At 64.8% G+C, this 16499-nt stretch carries 16 protein-coding genes; 12 read left to right on the top strand and 4 right to left on the bottom strand.

Translation table 11 applies throughout. From position 1 onward, the window contains the following. Nucleotides 1-280: 280 nt before the first annotated feature. From AC0L3X_RS37865 to AC0L3X_RS37845, 5 genes are all read left to right on the top strand, one after another. The gene (locus AC0L3X_RS37865; protein ID WP_354131837.1) at nucleotides 281-2548 is read left to right on the top strand and encodes an acyl-CoA dehydrogenase; all 2268 of its coding nucleotides are present in this window, start codon (nucleotides 281-283) and stop codon (nucleotides 2546-2548) included. Continuing rightward, a complete protein-coding gene (locus tag AC0L3X_RS37860) occupies nucleotides 2548-3831 on the top strand; it encodes an acetyl-CoA C-acetyltransferase (RefSeq protein ID WP_354131836.1) in 1284 nt (427 codons plus the stop codon). Before AC0L3X_RS37865 ends, AC0L3X_RS37860 begins: the two co-directional genes overlap by 1 nt. A gap of 2 nt (nucleotides 3832-3833) precedes the next feature. Next, nucleotides 3834-5930 (top strand): 3-hydroxyacyl-CoA dehydrogenase NAD-binding domain-containing protein, encoded by a 2097-nt coding sequence (locus AC0L3X_RS37855; RefSeq protein WP_354131835.1) that lies wholly within the window; start codon nucleotides 3834-3836, stop codon nucleotides 5928-5930. Nucleotides 5931-5937: 7 nt separating this feature from the next. Continuing rightward, nucleotides 5938-6348 carry an acyl-CoA thioesterase gene (locus AC0L3X_RS37850; protein WP_063985193.1) on the top strand — a complete coding sequence of 137 codons (411 nt, stop codon included), beginning with the start codon at nucleotides 5938-5940 and terminating at the stop codon, nucleotides 6346-6348. Nucleotides 6349-6568: 220 nt separating this feature from the next. Then, nucleotides 6569-6760, top strand: coding sequence for a hypothetical protein (locus AC0L3X_RS37845; protein WP_028134810.1), 192 nt, complete (start codon nucleotides 6569-6571; stop codon nucleotides 6758-6760). Nucleotides 6761-7077: 317 nt separating this feature from the next. Here the strand turns inward: AC0L3X_RS37845 and AC0L3X_RS37840 are convergent, their stop codons facing one another. Both AC0L3X_RS37840 and AC0L3X_RS37835 read right to left on the bottom strand, forming a co-directional pair. Continuing rightward, complete coding sequence (locus AC0L3X_RS37840) at nucleotides 7078-7473, bottom strand: nuclear transport factor 2 family protein (protein ID WP_354131834.1); 396 nt, start codon at nucleotides 7471-7473, stop codon at nucleotides 7078-7080. A 327-nt stretch (nucleotides 7474-7800) separates the two neighbouring features. Further along, a complete protein-coding gene (locus tag AC0L3X_RS37835; RefSeq protein ID WP_354131833.1) occupies nucleotides 7801-8265 on the bottom strand; it encodes a nuclear transport factor 2 family protein in 465 nt (154 codons plus the stop codon). A 154-nt stretch (nucleotides 8266-8419) separates the two neighbouring features. Between AC0L3X_RS37835 and AC0L3X_RS37830 the strand changes: the two genes are divergently transcribed. After that, the gene (locus AC0L3X_RS37830; RefSeq protein ID WP_039146404.1) at nucleotides 8420-9118 is read left to right on the top strand and encodes an HAD family hydrolase; all 699 of its coding nucleotides are present in this window, start codon (nucleotides 8420-8422) and stop codon (nucleotides 9116-9118) included. A gap of 91 nt (nucleotides 9119-9209) precedes the next feature. After that, on the top strand, nucleotides 9210-10055 hold the full coding sequence (locus tag AC0L3X_RS37825; protein ID WP_014497447.1) for a DeoR/GlpR family DNA-binding transcription regulator: 846 nt from the start codon (nucleotides 9210-9212) through the stop codon (nucleotides 10053-10055). Nucleotides 10056-10059: 4 nt separating this feature from the next. Here AC0L3X_RS37825 and AC0L3X_RS37820 read toward each other — a convergent pair whose 3' ends face one another. After that, a complete protein-coding gene (locus AC0L3X_RS37820) occupies nucleotides 10060-10485 on the bottom strand; it encodes a type II toxin-antitoxin system VapC family toxin (RefSeq protein ID WP_208085075.1) in 426 nt (141 codons plus the stop codon). After that, nucleotides 10482-10763 (bottom strand): type II toxin-antitoxin system Phd/YefM family antitoxin, encoded by a 282-nt coding sequence (locus AC0L3X_RS37815; RefSeq protein WP_208085076.1) that lies wholly within the window; start codon nucleotides 10761-10763, stop codon nucleotides 10482-10484. The genes AC0L3X_RS37820 and AC0L3X_RS37815 overlap by 4 nt, the downstream gene beginning before the upstream one ends. 229 nt (nucleotides 10764-10992) lie before the next feature. Between AC0L3X_RS37815 and glpD the strand changes: the two genes are divergently transcribed. Genes glpD through AC0L3X_RS37790 form a run of 5 tightly spaced genes read left to right on the top strand, consistent with a single transcriptional unit; the run spans nucleotide 10993 to nucleotide 16494 of the window. Further along, nucleotides 10993-12543, top strand: coding sequence for a glycerol-3-phosphate dehydrogenase (gene glpD / locus AC0L3X_RS37810; RefSeq protein ID WP_354131832.1), 1551 nt, complete (start codon nucleotides 10993-10995; stop codon nucleotides 12541-12543). Continuing rightward, complete coding sequence (locus AC0L3X_RS37805; protein ID WP_354131831.1) at nucleotides 12540-13616, top strand: ABC transporter ATP-binding protein; 1077 nt, start codon at nucleotides 12540-12542, stop codon at nucleotides 13614-13616. Before glpD ends, AC0L3X_RS37805 begins: the two co-directional genes overlap by 4 nt. A 12-nt stretch (nucleotides 13617-13628) precedes the next feature. Further along, the gene (locus AC0L3X_RS37800; RefSeq protein WP_063985187.1) at nucleotides 13629-14714 is read left to right on the top strand and encodes an ABC transporter ATP-binding protein; all 1086 of its coding nucleotides are present in this window, start codon (nucleotides 13629-13631) and stop codon (nucleotides 14712-14714) included. Then, nucleotides 14714-15688, top strand: a complete 975-nt coding sequence (locus AC0L3X_RS37795; RefSeq protein WP_063985186.1) for a carbohydrate ABC transporter permease — start codon at nucleotides 14714-14716, stop codon at nucleotides 15686-15688. Before AC0L3X_RS37800 ends, AC0L3X_RS37795 begins: the two co-directional genes overlap by 1 nt. Continuing rightward, a complete protein-coding gene (locus AC0L3X_RS37790; RefSeq protein WP_063985185.1) occupies nucleotides 15688-16494 on the top strand; it encodes a carbohydrate ABC transporter permease in 807 nt (268 codons plus the stop codon). The genes AC0L3X_RS37795 and AC0L3X_RS37790 overlap by 1 nt, the downstream gene beginning before the upstream one ends. Nucleotides 16495-16499 lie beyond the last annotated feature (5 nt).

Here is a 16499-nt window from a genome sequence, read left to right as displayed (position 1 = left end):
CCATTTTTCAGCAATTGCGACGAGAGCGGTGGGGACGCGTCGCGATTGGCACCCAAAGCCACCGAAGATGGTGAGCTCTGGCTCACACCCCCCCCACCCCCCCGACGGGGCATTCAGCCCGATTCCCCTCCCCGGAACTGCCCCCACGCCCCGGCCGTTATGGCCCCCGGGGCGGCCGCTCGGCCGCGTCAATTCGCGTCTTTTTGCTCGCGAAGTGTTCACTTACCCCGGCCACTTTCCGCTAAAATGCCGATAACCGCGCCGATGCATGAGGTCAGCCATGAGCTTCCGCCGCGACACCATCACAAAGCCGATCTTCTCCTGGGCGCGCGGCGTGCTGCCGGCGATGTCCGACACCGAGCGCGAGGCGCTGGAGGCCGGTGACGTCTGGTGGGATGCCGATCTCTTCACCGGCAACCCCGATTGGTCGAAGCTGCTGAAGGTGCCTCAGGCGACGCTGACCCCCGAGGAGCAGGCCTTTCTCAACGGCCCGGTCGACGCGCTCTGCGCCATGCTCGACGAGTGGAAGATCTTCTGGGAATGGCGTGACCTGCCGCCAGACGTCTGGCACTTCGTCAAGCGTGAGAAATTCTTCGGCATGATCATTCCGAAGGAATTCGGTGGTCTCGGCTTCTCGCCCTATGCCCATTCAGAAGTGGTGCGCAAGATCTCGACCCGTTCGATCGCCGCCGCCGTCACCGTGATGGTGCCGAACTCGCTCGGGCCCGGCGAGCTTCTGATGCGCTTCGGCACGAAAGAGCAGCAGGAGCGCTGGTTGCCGCGCCTCGCCGACGGCCGCGACATTCCGTGCTTCGGCCTGACCAGCCCCGAAGCCGGCTCCGACGCCGCCTCGATGGTCGACACCGGCATCATCTGCAAGGGCGATTTCGAGGGCCGCGAGGTCATTGGCCTAAGGCTCAACTGGCACAAGCGCTACATCACGCTCGGCCCGGTCGCGACGCTGCTCGGGCTCGCCTTCAAGGCCTACGATCCTGATCATCTCGTGGGCAGTCAGGAAGAGCTTGGCATCACCGTCGCGCTGATCCCGACCAATCTGCCCGGCGTCAAGATCGGCCATCGTCATCTGCCGTCGATGCAGGTGTTCCAGAATGGCCCGAACTGGGGCCGCGACGTCTTCATCCCGCTCGACTATGTCATCGGCGGCAAGGAGAGACTCGGGCAGGGCTGGAAGATGCTGATGACGGCGCTTGCCGCCGGCCGCGGCATCTCGCTGCCGTCGCTGTCGGCAGCCGGCGCTGCTTATGCCGCCCGCACCACCGGCGCCTATGCCCGCATCCGCGAGCAGTTCGGCATCTCCATCTCCAAATTCGAGGGCGTCGAGGAGCCGCTCGCGCGCATCGTCGCGACCGCCTACCAGCTCGACGCGGCGCGCCGGCTGACCTGCGCGGCGCTGAATGCCGGCATCCATCCCGCCGTCATCTCCGGCATCATGAAGCTGCACGCGACCGAGCGGATGCGCACCGCGGTCGACGACGCCATGGACATCCATGGCGGCAAGGCCGTGATCGACGGTCCGCAAAACTATCTCGGCAATCTGCACCGCGCCGTGCCTGTTGGTATCACGGTCGAGGGCGCCAACATCCTGACCCGCAACCTTATCGTGTTCGGGCAGGGCGCGATCCGCGCGCATCCCTATCTGCTCGACGAGATGAACGCGCTTGCGGACACCGACCGCGAGCGCGGGCTCACCGCCTTCGACAAGGCGTTCTGGAAACATGCCGGCCATAGTTTCCAGACGCTGTTGCGTGCGTTCGGCCGGAGCTGGAGCTTCGGCGCCTTTGCGCTTGCGCCGGATGCGGGCGATGCCACGCCATTCTACCGCCAGCTCGCGCGCTACTCCGCGGCCTTTGCGCTCTGCGCCGACATGGCGCTGCTCACGCTCGGCGGCGCGCTCAAGCGCAAGGAGATGCTGTCGGCGCGCTTTGGCGACATCCTCTCCGAGCTCTATCTGCTCTCGGCCGCGCTGAAACGCTGGCAGGACGAGGGCCGGCAGAAGGAAGACTTCGCTGCGCTGGAATGGTGCATGGCGACCGGCTTCAAAACCATCGAGAACCGGCTTGCCGAAATCCTCGCCAATCTGCCCAACCGTTTTGTCGCTTTAATCCTCAAGCTCGTGGTCCAGCCCTTCGGCGCGCGGGTGCTCGGCCCGTCCGACCGTGTCGTGCACCAATGCGCCAGTCTCGTGCTGGAGCCGTCGGCCGCGCGCGAGCGTCTCACGCCGGATCTCGCCCATGTCGACGACGACGGCGGCTTTGCCCGGCTGGAGCGCGCGTTCAAGCTGGTTGCGGGTGCCGATGCCATCGCCAAGCGCATGCGTGCGGCGCATGTCCGGGACTGGAAGGATGGCGTCGCCAAGGGCGTGATCACGCAGGCCGAAGGCGAGCAGCTTGCGGCCGCTCAAGAAGCCGTCACAAAAGTGATCGAGGTCGATGATTTTGCGCCCGAAGCGCTGTCGCCGATTTACAAGAAAACCGGAGATGTGCATCAGTTCTTCCAGGAACTCGGTGAACAGAGGGCGGCGAGCTGATGGCACGACCGGTTTTCATCGTCGACGGCAGCCGGACGCCGTTTCTCAAAGCGCGTTCGGGGCCGGGACCGTTCACGCCGGTCGATCTCGCCGTCCAATGCGGCCGGCCGCTGCTGACGCGTCAGCCGTTTTCGCCCGATGATTTCGACCAGGTCATCCTTGGCTGCGTCAACGTGATCGCGGACGAGATGAACCCGGCTCGCGTCGCGGCGCTCCGGCTCGGCATGGGCGAGGACATGGTCGCCTTCACCGTGCAGATCAATTGCGGCTCCGGCATGCAGTCGATCGACACGGCTTACCGCTACATCCGCGAGGGCCATGCCGACATGGTCCTCACCGGCGGCACCGAGGCGCTGAGCCACGCGCCGCTGGTCTGGCCGAATTCCGGTGTGCGCTGGTTCGCCGGCCTTGCCACCGCCAAGGGTATGGCCGCGAAGCTCGCTGCCGCCTTCAAGCTGCGGCCGCGCTATCTCAAGCCGATCATCGGCCTGGAGCGCGGCCTCACCGATCCCATCACCGACTTGAACATGGGCCAGACCGCCGAGGTCGTCGGCCATCTCTTCGGCATCACGCGGGCACAGTCCGACGCCTATGCCGCCGAGAGTCATCGCCGGCTCGCGCATGCGCAGGCGGAAGGTTTTCTCAAGGGCGAGGTCGAGACCGCGTTCTCCCGCGACGGAAAATTCTTCGACCATGACGACGGCGTGCGGCCGGACTCGACGGCCGAGACGCTCGCAAAGCTCCGGCCAGTGTTCGAACGCCCCTGGGGCCAGGTCACCGCCGGCAATTCGTCGCAGATCACCGACGGCGCCTCCTGGGTGATCCTCGCCTCCGACGCGGCGGTCGCAAAGCACAAATTGACGCCGAAGGCCGTTATCGTCGACAGCAACTGGGCCGCGCTCGATCCCAGCATCATGGGACTGGGACCCGTAATGTCGGCGACGCCGCTGCTTCAACGCAACGACCTCACCGTCAAGGACGTCGAGACCTGGGAGCTGAACGAGGCCTTCGCGACGCAGGTGCTGGGCTGTCTCGCCGCCTGGAACGACGACAAATTCTGTCGCGAGATCCTTGGCCTCGACGGCGCGGCCGGCGAGATCGACCGTGACAAGCTCAACGTCGATGGCGGCGCCATCTCGCTCGGCCATCCCGTCGGCACCTCCGGCAACCGCATCGTGCTGCATCTCGTCAATGCGATGAAACGGCTTGGCACGCGCCGCGGCGTTGCGACCGAATGTATCGGCGGCGGGCTCGGCGGCGCCATGCTGATCGAGGCGGTGTGACCATGGATTCCAGGATCATGACCGCGCTCGGCAACCGCGTGCTGGAGCTTGGGCCCAGGCCTGCGACCGACGGCCCCTACAAGCACTTCAAGCTGACGCGCGATGCCGACGGCGTCGCCTGGCTGCTGTTCGACCGCGCAGATGCTAGCGCCAACACGCTGTCCGCGGACGTGATGGAGGAGTTCGATGCCGTGCTCGCGGCGATCGAGACCGAACGTCCCGCAGGCCTTGTCATCCGCTCGGCAAAGCCGTCCGGCTTCATTGCGGGCGCCGACGTCAACGAATTCCGCGGCGCCAGCGATCCCGAGATGGTCGAGACACGCATCCGCGCGGCGCATGCGGTGGTCGATCATCTGGAGGCTTTGAGGTTGCCGACGGTCGCGGTCATCCATGGCTTCTGTCTCGGCGGCGGGCTGGAGGTCGCGCTGGCCTGCCAGTCGCGCATTGCGATCGACGGCGCGCGCTTCGGCTTCCCGGAGGTGATGCTCGGCCTGCATCCCGGCCTCGGCGGCACCGCGCGCTTCACCGCGCTGGTGAACCCGACGCAGTCGATGGCGCTGATGCTGACCGGCCGCACCATCGATGCGCGCCGCGCCAGATCGCTCGGCCTCGTCGATACCGTGACGCAGGAGCGGCACGTCCGCAACGCGGTGAAGGATGCGCTGTTCGGCCGCTTGAAGCGGGCGCGTCCGGGCCTTCTGACTCACGCGGCCAATTTCGGTCCCGTGCGCGGGCTGCTGGCCAGGCGCATGCGCTCGGAGGCGGCGAAGGCCGCGCCCCGCGAGCATTATCCGGCGCCTTACGCGCTGATCGATCTCTGGGAGACCCATGGCGGCAGCAAGGCCGCGATGCTGAAGGCCGAGCAGGCCTCGTTCGCCAGGCTGATGGTGACGCCGACCGCGCAGAATTTGATCCGCGTGTTCTTCCTGCGCGAGCAGATGAAGAAGACGGCCGGCGGCGGCAACACGATCAAGCACGTCCATGTCATCGGCGCCGGCGCCATGGGTGGTGATATCGCGGCGTGGTGTGCGGGGCAGGGGCTGCGCGTCTCGCTCGCGGACATGAAGCCGGAGCCGGTCGCCGGCGCGGTGAAGCGCGCGGCCGAGCTTTACGGCAAGATCATTCGCAGGCCGACCGAGGTGCGCGATGCGCTTGATCGTCTGATCCCCGACATGGACGGCGAGGGCGTTCGCAACGCCGATCTGATCATCGAGGCGGTGCCGGAAAAGCTCGAGCTGAAGCAGAAGGTCTATGCGGGCCTCGAGCCGAAGATGAAGCCGGGCGCGATTCTTGCGACCAACACGTCGAGCATTCCGCTCCAGGATCTGCGCACCACGCTGGCGCGGCCCGATCGTCTCGTCGGCCTGCACTTCTTCAACCCGGTGTCGCGGCTGCAGCTGGTCGAGGTCGTCAGCCATGACGGCAACGACGCGCAGGTGCTGAAGGAGGCGCTCGCCTTCGTCGGCGCGATCGACCGTCTGCCGCTCTCCGTGAAGAGCTCGCCCGGGTTCCTCGTCAACCGTGCGCTGACGCCCTACATGCTGGAGGCGATGGTGATGCTGGATGAGAGGATCGACCAGCGCCTGATCGACGCGGCGGCCGAGCAGTTCGGCATGCCGATGGGGCCGATCGAGCTCGCCGACCAGGTCGGGCTCGACATCTGCCTCGACGTCGGTGACATGCTGCGGACCAAGTTCGGCGATCTGCTCCCGCCGACGCCGGCGTGGCTGCGCGAGAAGGTCGCCAAGGGCGAGCTCGGCCGCAAGACGGGCAAGGGATTCTACACCTGGAAGGACGGCAAGGCGGAGAAGGCGCCGTTGCCCGAGACCGGCCCGCGCGTCACCGACGAGATGATCGACCGCCTGGTGCTGCCGATGTCCAATGTCTGCGTCGCGGCACTCCGCGAAGGTATCGTCGACGATGCCGATGCGGTCGACGGCGCCATGATCTTCGGCACTGGATATGCACCGTTCCGCGGCGGTCCGCTGAACTACGCGCGCACGCGCGGCGTGGAAAATGTCGTATCCACCCTGCGCGCGCTGGCCGAGCGATTCGGCGGGCGCTTTGCGCCCGATCCGGGCTGGGACAATTTTAGGTGAGACCGACATGACCGAGAAGTCCGACACCGAGCCGCGCGGCGATCTCTGCATTCGCACGCTGGCAATGCCCGCCGACACCAACGCCAACGGCGACATCTTCGGCGGTTGGCTGCTCAGCCAGATGGATGTCGGCGGCGGCGTGTTCGCATCGAAGCTCGCGAGGTCGCGTACGGTCACCGTGGCGATCGAGGCGATGAATTTTCGCAAAGCGGTCTATGTCGGCGATCTCGTTTCGGTCTATGCCAATCTCGTCCGCGTGGGCCGCACCTCGATGACCGTGCATCTCGAAGCCTGGGCGCTACGGCGCAGGGAGCTCCAGCCGATCCTCGTCACCGACGGTCATTTCACCTACGTCTCGATCGATGATGACGGCCGTCCGCAAGCGATCCAGCGCAACGATCCGCCGATCGCGACGTAATCGCGCGCGACGCTCTGCCCCATCTCACGCAAACTTGCGGCACGCCAAACGCGGCGCGACTGAGTCACCGCGTCGCGGCTTCGCCTAGAACAAGTCATAAAACGGATGAGGTCCCGGCGTACTCAATTGCGTGTCGATTCGGGGTGGAAACGGCCTCAAGTGCTCAGGAACCTTTGGGCAGGATTGCCGTTATTTGCCCGCACTGAGGAATCTACGGACCATGCCGGACAGCTACATTATCGAAGTCGACTCGCAAACCGCAGGTATCGTCGTTCGTTCTCAGGGAGGCTATTGTTTCTTCGCCTCGTCCCACCGCTTCAATCGCCTTGAAGGCCAGCTCTTCCGCAACGCACGCGAAGCCGAGCGTGCCGCGCGCAAGCTGGTTAATGGCGATGTGAAGGAAGCGGCGTAGGCGCCTTCCGCTGGTGATTTCTGACGCGCAAAGCGTGGTCGGAATTTTTTGCAGCCCTTGATGCCGCTGCCTTTTCCTTCTCCCTTCATGTCCGCCGAAGCCTTGGCGAAGGCGGATGTGGGAGAAGGTGGCGCGAAGCGCCGGATGAGGGGTTGTTTCCGCGAATTCAATCGTGAGAGGGTCGCCCGCGGGGGCAACCCCTCATCCGTCTCGCCGTTGTCGCCATAGCCGATGCAAAGCATCGGCGTTCTCAAGAACGGCGGCCGAAGGCCGCCTATGCCACCCTCTCCCACAGGGGGAGGGGGTAAGAGCGTCGATCACAACTTCGTCGCGGAGCGCGACAACAACTTCCACTCGTCGCCTTGCTTCAGCCAGTTCATCAGGATGTGAAGGCTGTTTGCCACTTTCTGTCCGCCGGTCATCATCTCGGCCAGCCAATGGAAGCGCACGATCGCGGCGGGACCAACGATCTTGATGGTTGGATCCTTGTACGTAATCGACAGGAATTCGGTCTTGCCGTCGGTGGCGTTGGCGATAAAGGCCGCCTTATCCTCGAGGAAGCCGCTGGAATGGCTGTAGCTCAGATCGTCCGCGCACAGCGCGCCGAGGGCCTTCGGATCGGCCGCGATCTGGGCGAGGCGAAATGCCTCGACGTTCTTTGCCACCGCCTCGTGGTCCGTCGTGGCAGCATGGTCGTGATTGAGTGTCATCATATCCTCCGTCCTTGATCTTGCGCCCACTGTTGCAGCCGCACTTGATTGTGTCGAGCGCCAGGTCGCAATCGTCGTCGCAATACGCTGCATTGCGCCAGGCGGCGCGATTTCTGACGCGCAAAGCGTGGTCGGAATTTTTTGCAGCCCTTGATGCCGCTGCCTTTTCCTTCTCCCCTTGTGGGAGAAGGTGGCGCGAAGCGCCGGATGAGGGGTTCTATCGGCGCATTCGGAAGCGAGAGAGTTACTCGCCGAAGCATACCCCTCACCCGTCTCGCCGCTGCGCGGCGAGCCACCCTCTCCCACAGGGGGAGAGGGTAAGAGTCGCCATCACAACTTCGTTGCCGCCCGGGACAGCAGCTTCCAATCGTCGCCCTGCTTCTGCCAGTTCATCAGGATGTGAAGATTGGTCGATACTTTTTTCCCATCGGCCGCCATTTCCTGTTCGCCCATCCAGTGGAAGCGCACGATCGCGGCGGGGCCGACGACCTTGATGGTCGGGTCCTTGTACTCGATCGACAGGAATTTTGATTTGCCGTCGGTGGCGTTGGTGACGAAGGTCGCCTTGTCCTCGACCTTGCCGTTGGAATGGCTGTAGCTCACCTCATCGGCGCAGAGCGCGCCGAGCGCCTTGGGATCGGCCGCGATCTGGGCAAGGCGGAAGGCCTCGACCTTCTTCGCCACGGCTTCCTCGTCCGCCGAAGCGGCCAGCGCCGGTGCGAGAGCAAGCGCAGAGACCGCAAGGGTTGAGACGGCAAGAGTCGAGAGAGCCAGATCGCGTCGGTTGATCGTCATCGTTTCCTCCTTTTTGATCTTGCGCGGAGTGTTGCAGCCGCGCGCGACTTTGTCGAGTGTCGCTTGGCGGTCATGTCGATGCGTCATTGCGCGATCGGGGCTGCATTGATACGTGTTTCGCATTGATGCATCGTGCATTCGGGAAAGTACGGAAATGATCGAGGCCAAAGGGCAGGCGCAGGGGCAAGTGACGGGCAGGGCGCTGCTGTTCGACATCGACGGCACACTGGCCAACACCGACCCGCTGCACCTCAAGGCGTTCAACCAGGTGCTTGGGCCGCGCGGCCATGTGTTCGATCACGCGCGCTTTTCGAGGGAGCTGCAAGGCTTCGCCAATGCGTCGATCGGCGAACGCTTTCTGCCCGACGAAACCGTGGAACGGCGCGCCGTGATCCTCGGAGAGAAGGAGGTCGTCTTCCGCACACTCGTCGCCGGACAGATCGAGCCGCTTCCGGGTCTGATGGCGCTGCTCGACCGCGCGGATGCCGCCGGCATTCCCATGGTCGCCGTGACCAACGCGCCGCGTCTGAATGCCGAGCTGTTGCTCTCCGGTCTCGGCATCACGCACCGCTTCAGGGCGCTTGTGATCGGCGACGAGCTGCCGCACGGCAAGCCGCACCCGCTGCCCTATCAGGAGGGGCTGCGTTTCGTCGGCGGCAGCGCGACGGCTTCGATCGCGTTCGAGGATTCCCGCTCCGGCGTGCAGTCGGCGACGGCCGCCGGCATTCCGACCATCGGCATCCGGACGAGCCTCAGCCATGCCGACCTTGTTGGCGCCGGCGCGGTTGCCTCCGCCAGCGCGTTCGACGATCCGGAACTGCTCGCGCGTCTCGCCGCCGCGATGGCATGGTGAGAGGCTTTGTCCGTTAACCGTGATCGCTGAGCGCATTGACCGAACGTGCGAACCGCCGCACCATGCGCTTTCCTGATTTGAGGCCATCGCCGTGACCGGATTGACCCATCGCCAAGCCGAAATCCTCAACATCGCGCGCGCCTCGGGGCGCGTCATGGTCGAGGAGCTCGCGCGCCGGTTCGAGGTCTCGGCGCAGACGATCCGCAAGGATCTCAACGATCTCTGCGAGCGCCGCTCGCTCACCCGTATCCACGGCGGCGCCATCATCGCCTCCGGCGTCGAAAACCTCGCCTACGAGGCGAGGCGGTTCGTCGCCGCCGACGAAAAGAAGGCGATCGGGGCTGCGGCCGCCTCGCTGATCCCGAACGGCTGCTCGCTCTTCATCAACATCGGCACCACGACCGAGGAGGTGGCGAGCGCGCTGACCTCGCACGAGGACCTCCTCGTCATCACCAACAATCTCAACGTCGCGATGCTGCTCTACCGCCATCCCCGCATCGAGGTGGTGGTCGCCGGCGGCACGGTGCGGCGGGCCGACGGTGCCGTGGTCGGCTCGACCGCGACGCAGCTCATCGGCCAGTTCAAGGTCGACTACGCCATCATCGGGGCATCCGCGATCGACGAGGAGGGTGCGCTGCTCGACTTCGACTATCGCGAGGTGCAGGTGGCGCAAGCCATCATCGCCAATGCCCGCAGCGTCATGCTGGTTGCCGACTCCACCAAGCTGCGACGCAGCGCGCCGGTGCGCATCGCCCATATCACCCAGATCCAGACCTTCGTGACCGACCAGGAGCTGCCCGAGCGCCTCGCCACCATCTGCCACAGCAAGGGCATCGAGGTGATGGCGGCGATGCCGAAGGGGGCGGATATCGATGATGCGACGGCCGATGCTCAGGATGCGGCACCGGAAGCCGCGCCGGTGGTGCGGCTGAGATAGCGGCTTACGCGTTGCTCCATGGGTTGAGCAGCGGAACGCCGAAGGCCGCAAAATCCTTCACATTGCGTGTGACGAGCGTGAGATTGTTGGCGAGCGCGGTGGCCGCAAAGAAGCCGTCCATCACGGACAACGCAACGCCATTGCGACGGCTCTGCGCCATCAGGTCGCCCCAGCGCTCGGCGACCACGTGGTCGATCGGCAGGATGCGCTGCGCGAACCGAGCCGGCAGGTCGTGGGCGAGCCAAGCGGCCAGCGCGGCGCGCCGACGGCCATCATCCAGCAGGGCGATACCGCAGCGAAGCTCGGCGATCGAGGCAACGCTGATGAACGCGCGATCCTCATCGACCGTATCGAGCCATGCCAGGACTTTCGCGGAAGGCGCCGGCCGCTGAACCTCCGACAGCACGTTGGTGTCGAGGAGCAGGTTCACGGCATCTCGTCGCGCGGTTCATCCTGCACCCGTTCAAGTTCGAGGTCGGCACCGCGCAGCGGCGAAGCCAGCAGGAATTCGGCCAGCGTGCCTTTGCGCGCCGTCTTTCGCGCCCATTCATCCGCGGAAACGACAACCGCATTGGGCCTGCCGTGTCGGGTGATGATCTGGGGGCCAGTTTGGGCGCGATCGACCACCTCGGACAGGCGTGCCTTGGCATTGGCGAGCGTCCACGTGTCAGTCGACGGCGAATCGGGGGTGGTGCTGCGGTCTGTCATGCCGAATATAACCAATATAACTATTATGACTATATAGGCTCTACGTGACTATTCAAGTTCGTATTGCGGTTTGGAATGGCACCAGATGTGCCCATTCCCATGGCGAATTGCCCACGAGAAAGTTCCTCTTTCACTTCCTTTCGCCTCTCTTTCATCTTGCTTTCGTTTTTCGGTGTGATCTAATCAAAAACGAAAGTAGTCGCTCGAAGGAACGAGCGGTCGCCGGGGGATGCGTCTGTTGGAGCGTATTTTCGACCTCGCCATTATCGGAGGCGGTGTTAACGGCTGCGGCATCGCGCGCGACGCGGTGGGCCGGGGCAACACGGTTTTCCTGTGCGAAATGAACGATCTGGCGAGCGGGACCTCGTCCTGGTCGACCAAGCTGGTGCATGGCGGCCTGCGCTATCTCGAATATTACGAGTTTCGCCTGGTCCGCGAGGCGCTGATCGAGCGCGAGATCCTTTGGGGCATCGCGCCCCATATCATCCGTCCCCTGCGTTTCGTTTTGCCGCATCACGCCGGCCTGCGCCCGGCCTGGCTGCTGCGCCTCGGCCTCTTCCTCTATGACCATATCGGCGGCCGGCACCTGTTGCCGGCGACGCGTTCGGTCGATCTCAGGCGCGACGAGGTTGGCCGTCCGCTGATCCCGAACCGCTACAGCCGCGCGTTCGAATATTCCGACTGCTTCGTCGACGACGCCCGTCTCGTCGTGCTCAACGCGCGCGATGCCGCGGACAAGGGCGCTGAGATCCGCCCCCGCACCCGCGCGACGGATATCAAGCAGTCCGGCGGCATCTGGACCGTCAGCATGGTCAACACGCTGACCGGCGAGCGTTCGCAGGTCCAGGCCCGCGCGGTGGTCAATGCCGGCGGCCCCTGGGTCGAGGATGTGCTCGGCCGCGGCGCCGGCGTGAACGCGAAGGCCAAGGTGCGCCTGGTGCAGGGGTCGCACATCGTAGTCAAAAAGCTCTACGACCACGACCGCGCCTACATGTTCCAGAACGCGGACGGCCGCATCATCTTCGTGATTCCGTACCAGGACGATTTCACGCTGATCGGCACCACCGATCGCGATTATGACGGCGATCCCGCCAAGGTGAAGGCGACGCCCGAAGAGATCGAGTACCTTTGCGCCGCCGCGAGCGAATATCTGGCCAAGCCGGTGACTTCAGCGGACGTGGTCTGGACCTATTCCGGCGTGCGGCCGCTCTATGACGACGGCGCCAGCGAAGCCAAGGCGGCGACGCGCGACTACGTGTTTGAGCTCGACACACCCGGCGGCGTGCCGCTGCTCTCGATCTATGGCGGCAAGATCACGACCTACCGCCGGCTCGCCGAAGAGGCGTTGGAACGGCTCGCGCCCTATCTTCGCAGTGCGAAAGCGCGCGAAGGCTGGACCGGCAAATGGCCGCTGCCCGGCGGGGACATGGGCGTGTCCGACGTCGACGGCCTGATCGCCGAGCTCCAGCGCGGCTATCCCTTCCTCAGCCATGAGCATGCGCGGCGCCTCGCGCGCGCCTATGGTACCCGCGCCATCAAGCTGCTTGGCGATGCCAAGTCGGCCGCCGATCTCGGCCAGGCCTTCGGCGCGACACTGACCGAACGCGAGGTCCGCTACCTCATGGCCAATGAATGGGCGGTCACGGCGGAAGACATCGTCTGGCGCCGCTCCAAACTTGGCCTGCGACTATCTGCCGACGAGGTTGCTGCATTGAACGACTGGATTGCAACCCACGCTGTGCCGCAAAGTCCCCTGCTGGAAGCGGGAGGACGCTCATGACCGTGACGCTCGATCATGTGACCCGGACCGTCGAGGGGATACCGCACATCCGCGACGTCTCGCTGACGCTCGAGAGCGGCACGCTTAACGTGCTGCTCGGGCCGACGCTGTCAGGCAAGACCTCGATCATGCGGCTGCTCGCCGGCCTCGACAAACCGACCTCAGGCAAGGTGCTGGTCAACGGCAAGGACGTCACCGGTGTCGACGTGCGTAAGCGTTCGGTCGCGATGGTCTATCAGCAGTTCATCAACTATCCCTCGCTGACGGTCTACGAGAACATCGCCTCGCCGCTGCGCGTGCAGGGCAAGCCGCGCGAGGAGATCGAGAAGCGTGTCGCGGAAGCCGCGCGGCTGCTCCGGCTCGAGCCGTTCCTGAAACGCACGCCGCTCCAGCTCTCCGGCGGCCAGCAGCAGCGCACCGCGATGGCGCGCGCGCTGGTGAAGGGCGCCGATCTCGTGCTGCTCGACGAACCGCTCGCCAATCTCGACTACAAGCTGCGCGAGGAGCTGCGTACCGAGCTGCCGCGCATCTTCGAGGCGTCCGGCGCGATCTTCGTCTATGCCACGACCGAGCCGACCGAGGCGCTGCTACTCGGCGGCAACACGGTCTGCATGTGGGAGGGGCAGGCGCTCCAGATCGGCGAGACGCCGAACGTCTACCGCCGTCCGCAGACGCTGCGGGTCGCCCAGGTGTTCTCCGATCCGCCGCTCAACCTCGTCGGCATCGAGAAGAAGAACGGCTCTGTGCAATATGCGGGCGGCATCGCCGCGCCGGCCTCCGGGCTCTATTCATCGCTCGCCGACGGCGCCTATCGCGTCGGTTTCCGCGCGCATCAGCTCGCCCTCGCCAACGGCGAGGCCGACCGTCATGCCTTCCACGCCACGGTGACGGTGACCGAGATCACCGGTTCGGAGAGTTTCGTGCATCTGACCCGCGACGGATCGAACTGGGTGGCGGTGCTGCACGGCGTGCACGAGTTTGAGCCCGGCCAGACCATCGATGCCGTGCTCGATCCCAATGATATCTTCGTCTTCGACGCGGCCGACCGCCTGGTCGCCGCGCCGGGCTCTTGAGGGAGATGCGACATGGCCCGCATTGACCTCGTCGATCTCGCCCACTCTTACGGCGGCAATGATGCGCCGCAGGACAGCTTTGCGCTGAAGCCGGTGACCATGACCTGGCGGCAGGGCGGTGCTTACGCGCTGCTCGGGCCGTCCGGCTGCGGCAAGACCACGCTGCTCAACGTCATCTCCGGCATCATCACGCCGTCGCGGGGGAAAATCCTGTTCGACGGCCAGGACATCACACCGCTGTCAACCCAGAAGCGCAACATCGCCCAGGTGTTCCAGTTTCCGGTGATCTACGACACCATGACGGTGGGGCAGAACCTGGCGTTTCCGCTGAAGAACCGCGGCGTGCCAAAGGCCGAGATCGACAAGCGCGTCGCCGAGATCGGCCGCCTGCTCGACCTTGAGCCCTATCTCAATCGCAAGGCGACGCGCCTCACGGCGGATGCCAAGCAAAAAATCTCGCTCGGCCGTGGCCTGGTCCGCTCCGACGTCGCCGCCGTGCTGTTCGACGAGCCGCTGACCGTGATCGATCCCGAGCTGAAATGGCAGCTCCGCTCCAAGCTGAAGGCGCTGCATCGCGAGCTCGACCTGACGATGATCTACGTCACCCACGACCAGACCGAGGCGCTCACCTTTGCCGACACCGTTGTTGTCATGCATGACGGCCGCGTGGTGCAGAGCGGCACGCCCGCCGAGCTGTTCGACAAGCCGGCGCACACCTTCGTGGGCTATTTCATCGGCTCGCCCGGCATGAACATCCTGCCGGCCGAGGTGAAGGGTCGCGAGGCGCGCATCGGCGGGAATGTCATCGCGCTCAACCGCAGCTATGACAGCCTGCCTGCCGGCGCCAAGATCGAGATCGGCGTGCGTCCGGAGTTCGTCGACGCCGTCGCGCCCGCACCCGGATTGCTCAGTGCGAAGATCGACCGCATCGACGACCTCGGCCGCATCCGCTTCGCGCGCGTCCGCATCGGCGAGGCCAAGATCGCGGCGCGCGCGCCGGCGGGCTTCACCAGCGCGGATGGCACCGCCGGGCTGAAATTCGATCCGGCGCATGTCCACGTCTATGCCGACAGCCTTCTGGTGGAGGGAGCCGCCTGATGGACAAGACCGTCAACCAAAAAGCCTGGTTCCTGGTGCTGCCGGTGTTCCTGGTCGTGGCCTTCTCGGCGGTGCTGCCGCTGATGACGGTCGTGAACTATTCGATGCAGGACACCTTCGGCAACAATCAGTTCTTCTGGAACGGCGTCGGCTGGTTCAAGGAGCTGCTCGATCCCTCGACCGATCTCGGCGGCCGATTCCTCGCCTCGCTCGGCCGCAATCTGTTCTTCTCGATGGTGATCCTCGCGATCGAGGTGCCGCTCGGCATCGTCATTGCGCTGTCGATGCCGCGTCAGGGCTGGACGGTGGCGGCCTGCCTCGTCATCCTCGCGCTGCCGTTGCTGATTCCGTGGAACGTGGTCGGCACGATCTGGCAGATCTTCGGCCGGCCCGACATCGGTCTGATGGGCTATGTGCTCAATGCGATCGGCATCGACTACAACTACGTCTCCAACGCCGTCGATGCCTGGGTTACCGTCATCGTGATGGACGTCTGGCACTGGACCAGCCTGGTCGCGCTGCTGTGCTACGCCGGTTTGAAGTCGATCCCCGAGGCCTATTACCAGGCAGCTCAGATCGACGGCGCCTCGCGCTGGGCCGTCTTCAAGGCGATCCAGCTGCCGAAGATGAACCGCGTGCTCCTGATCGCCGTGCTGCTGCGCTTCATGGACTCGTTCATGATCTACACCGAGCCGTTCGTGGTGACGGGTGGCGGACCCGGCAACTCGACGACCTTCGTGTCGATCGAGCTCGTCAAGATCGCGCTCGGCCAGTTCGACCTCGGCAAGGCCGCGGCGCTCTCGCTGGTCTATAATCTGATCATCCTGATCGTCTGCTGGATCTTCTATACCGTCATGACCAATGCCGGCGTCGAACGCAAAGTCCAGGCCGAGACCGAGCCGGCGACGGAGCCCAAGCCTTCGGCCGTGCTCAAGCCCGTGACTGCACTCAAGCCAAAGGAAGGAGTGGCCTGATGCACTCAATTCCCGGCCGCCGCGTCATCATGGCGCTGTTTCTGATCTTCCTGTTGTTGCCGATCTACTGGCTCGTCAACATGAGCTTCAAGACCAACGCAGAAATCGTCTCGACGATGACGCTGTGGCCGCATGCGCCGACGCTGCAGCATTACAAGCGCATCTTCACCGACGAGAGCTGGTACTCCGGCTACATCAACTCGCTCAAATACGTCGTCCTCAACACCATCATCTCGATCTCGGTGGCGCTGCCCGCGGCCTACGCGTTCTCGCGCTACCGCTTCCTCGGCGACAAGCACCTGTTCTTTTGGCTGCTGTCGAACCGCATGGCCCCGGCGGCGGTCTATGCGCTGCCGTTCTTCAACCTCTATTCGGCGATCGGCCTGTTCGATACGCCGTGGGCGGTCGCGCTCGCGCATTGCATCTTCAACGTTCCGCTGGCGGTGTGGATCCTCGAAGGCTTCGTCTCCGGCGTGCCGCGCGAGATCGACGAGACCGCCTTCCTCGACGGCTATTCGTTCCCGCGCTTCTTCATCAGGATCCTGGTGCCGCTGATCGCGAGCGGCATCGGCGTCGCCGCCTTCTTCTGCTTCATGTTCTCCTGGGTCGAGCTCCTGCTCGCGCGGACGCTGACCTCGGTGCAGGCAAAACCGATCGCGGCGATCATGACGCGTACGGTATCGGCCGCGGGCATGGACTGGGGCCTGCTGGCCGCAGCCGGCGTGCTTACCATCATCCCGGGCGCCCTCGTGATCTGGTTCGTCCGCAATTACATCGCGAGCGGTTTCGCGCTCGGTCGGGTGTAGGGAGG

It is taken from the genome of Bradyrhizobium sp. MI1.7 (assembly GCF_055811795.1).
This window is presented reverse-complemented; position numbering and strand designations above follow the sequence as displayed.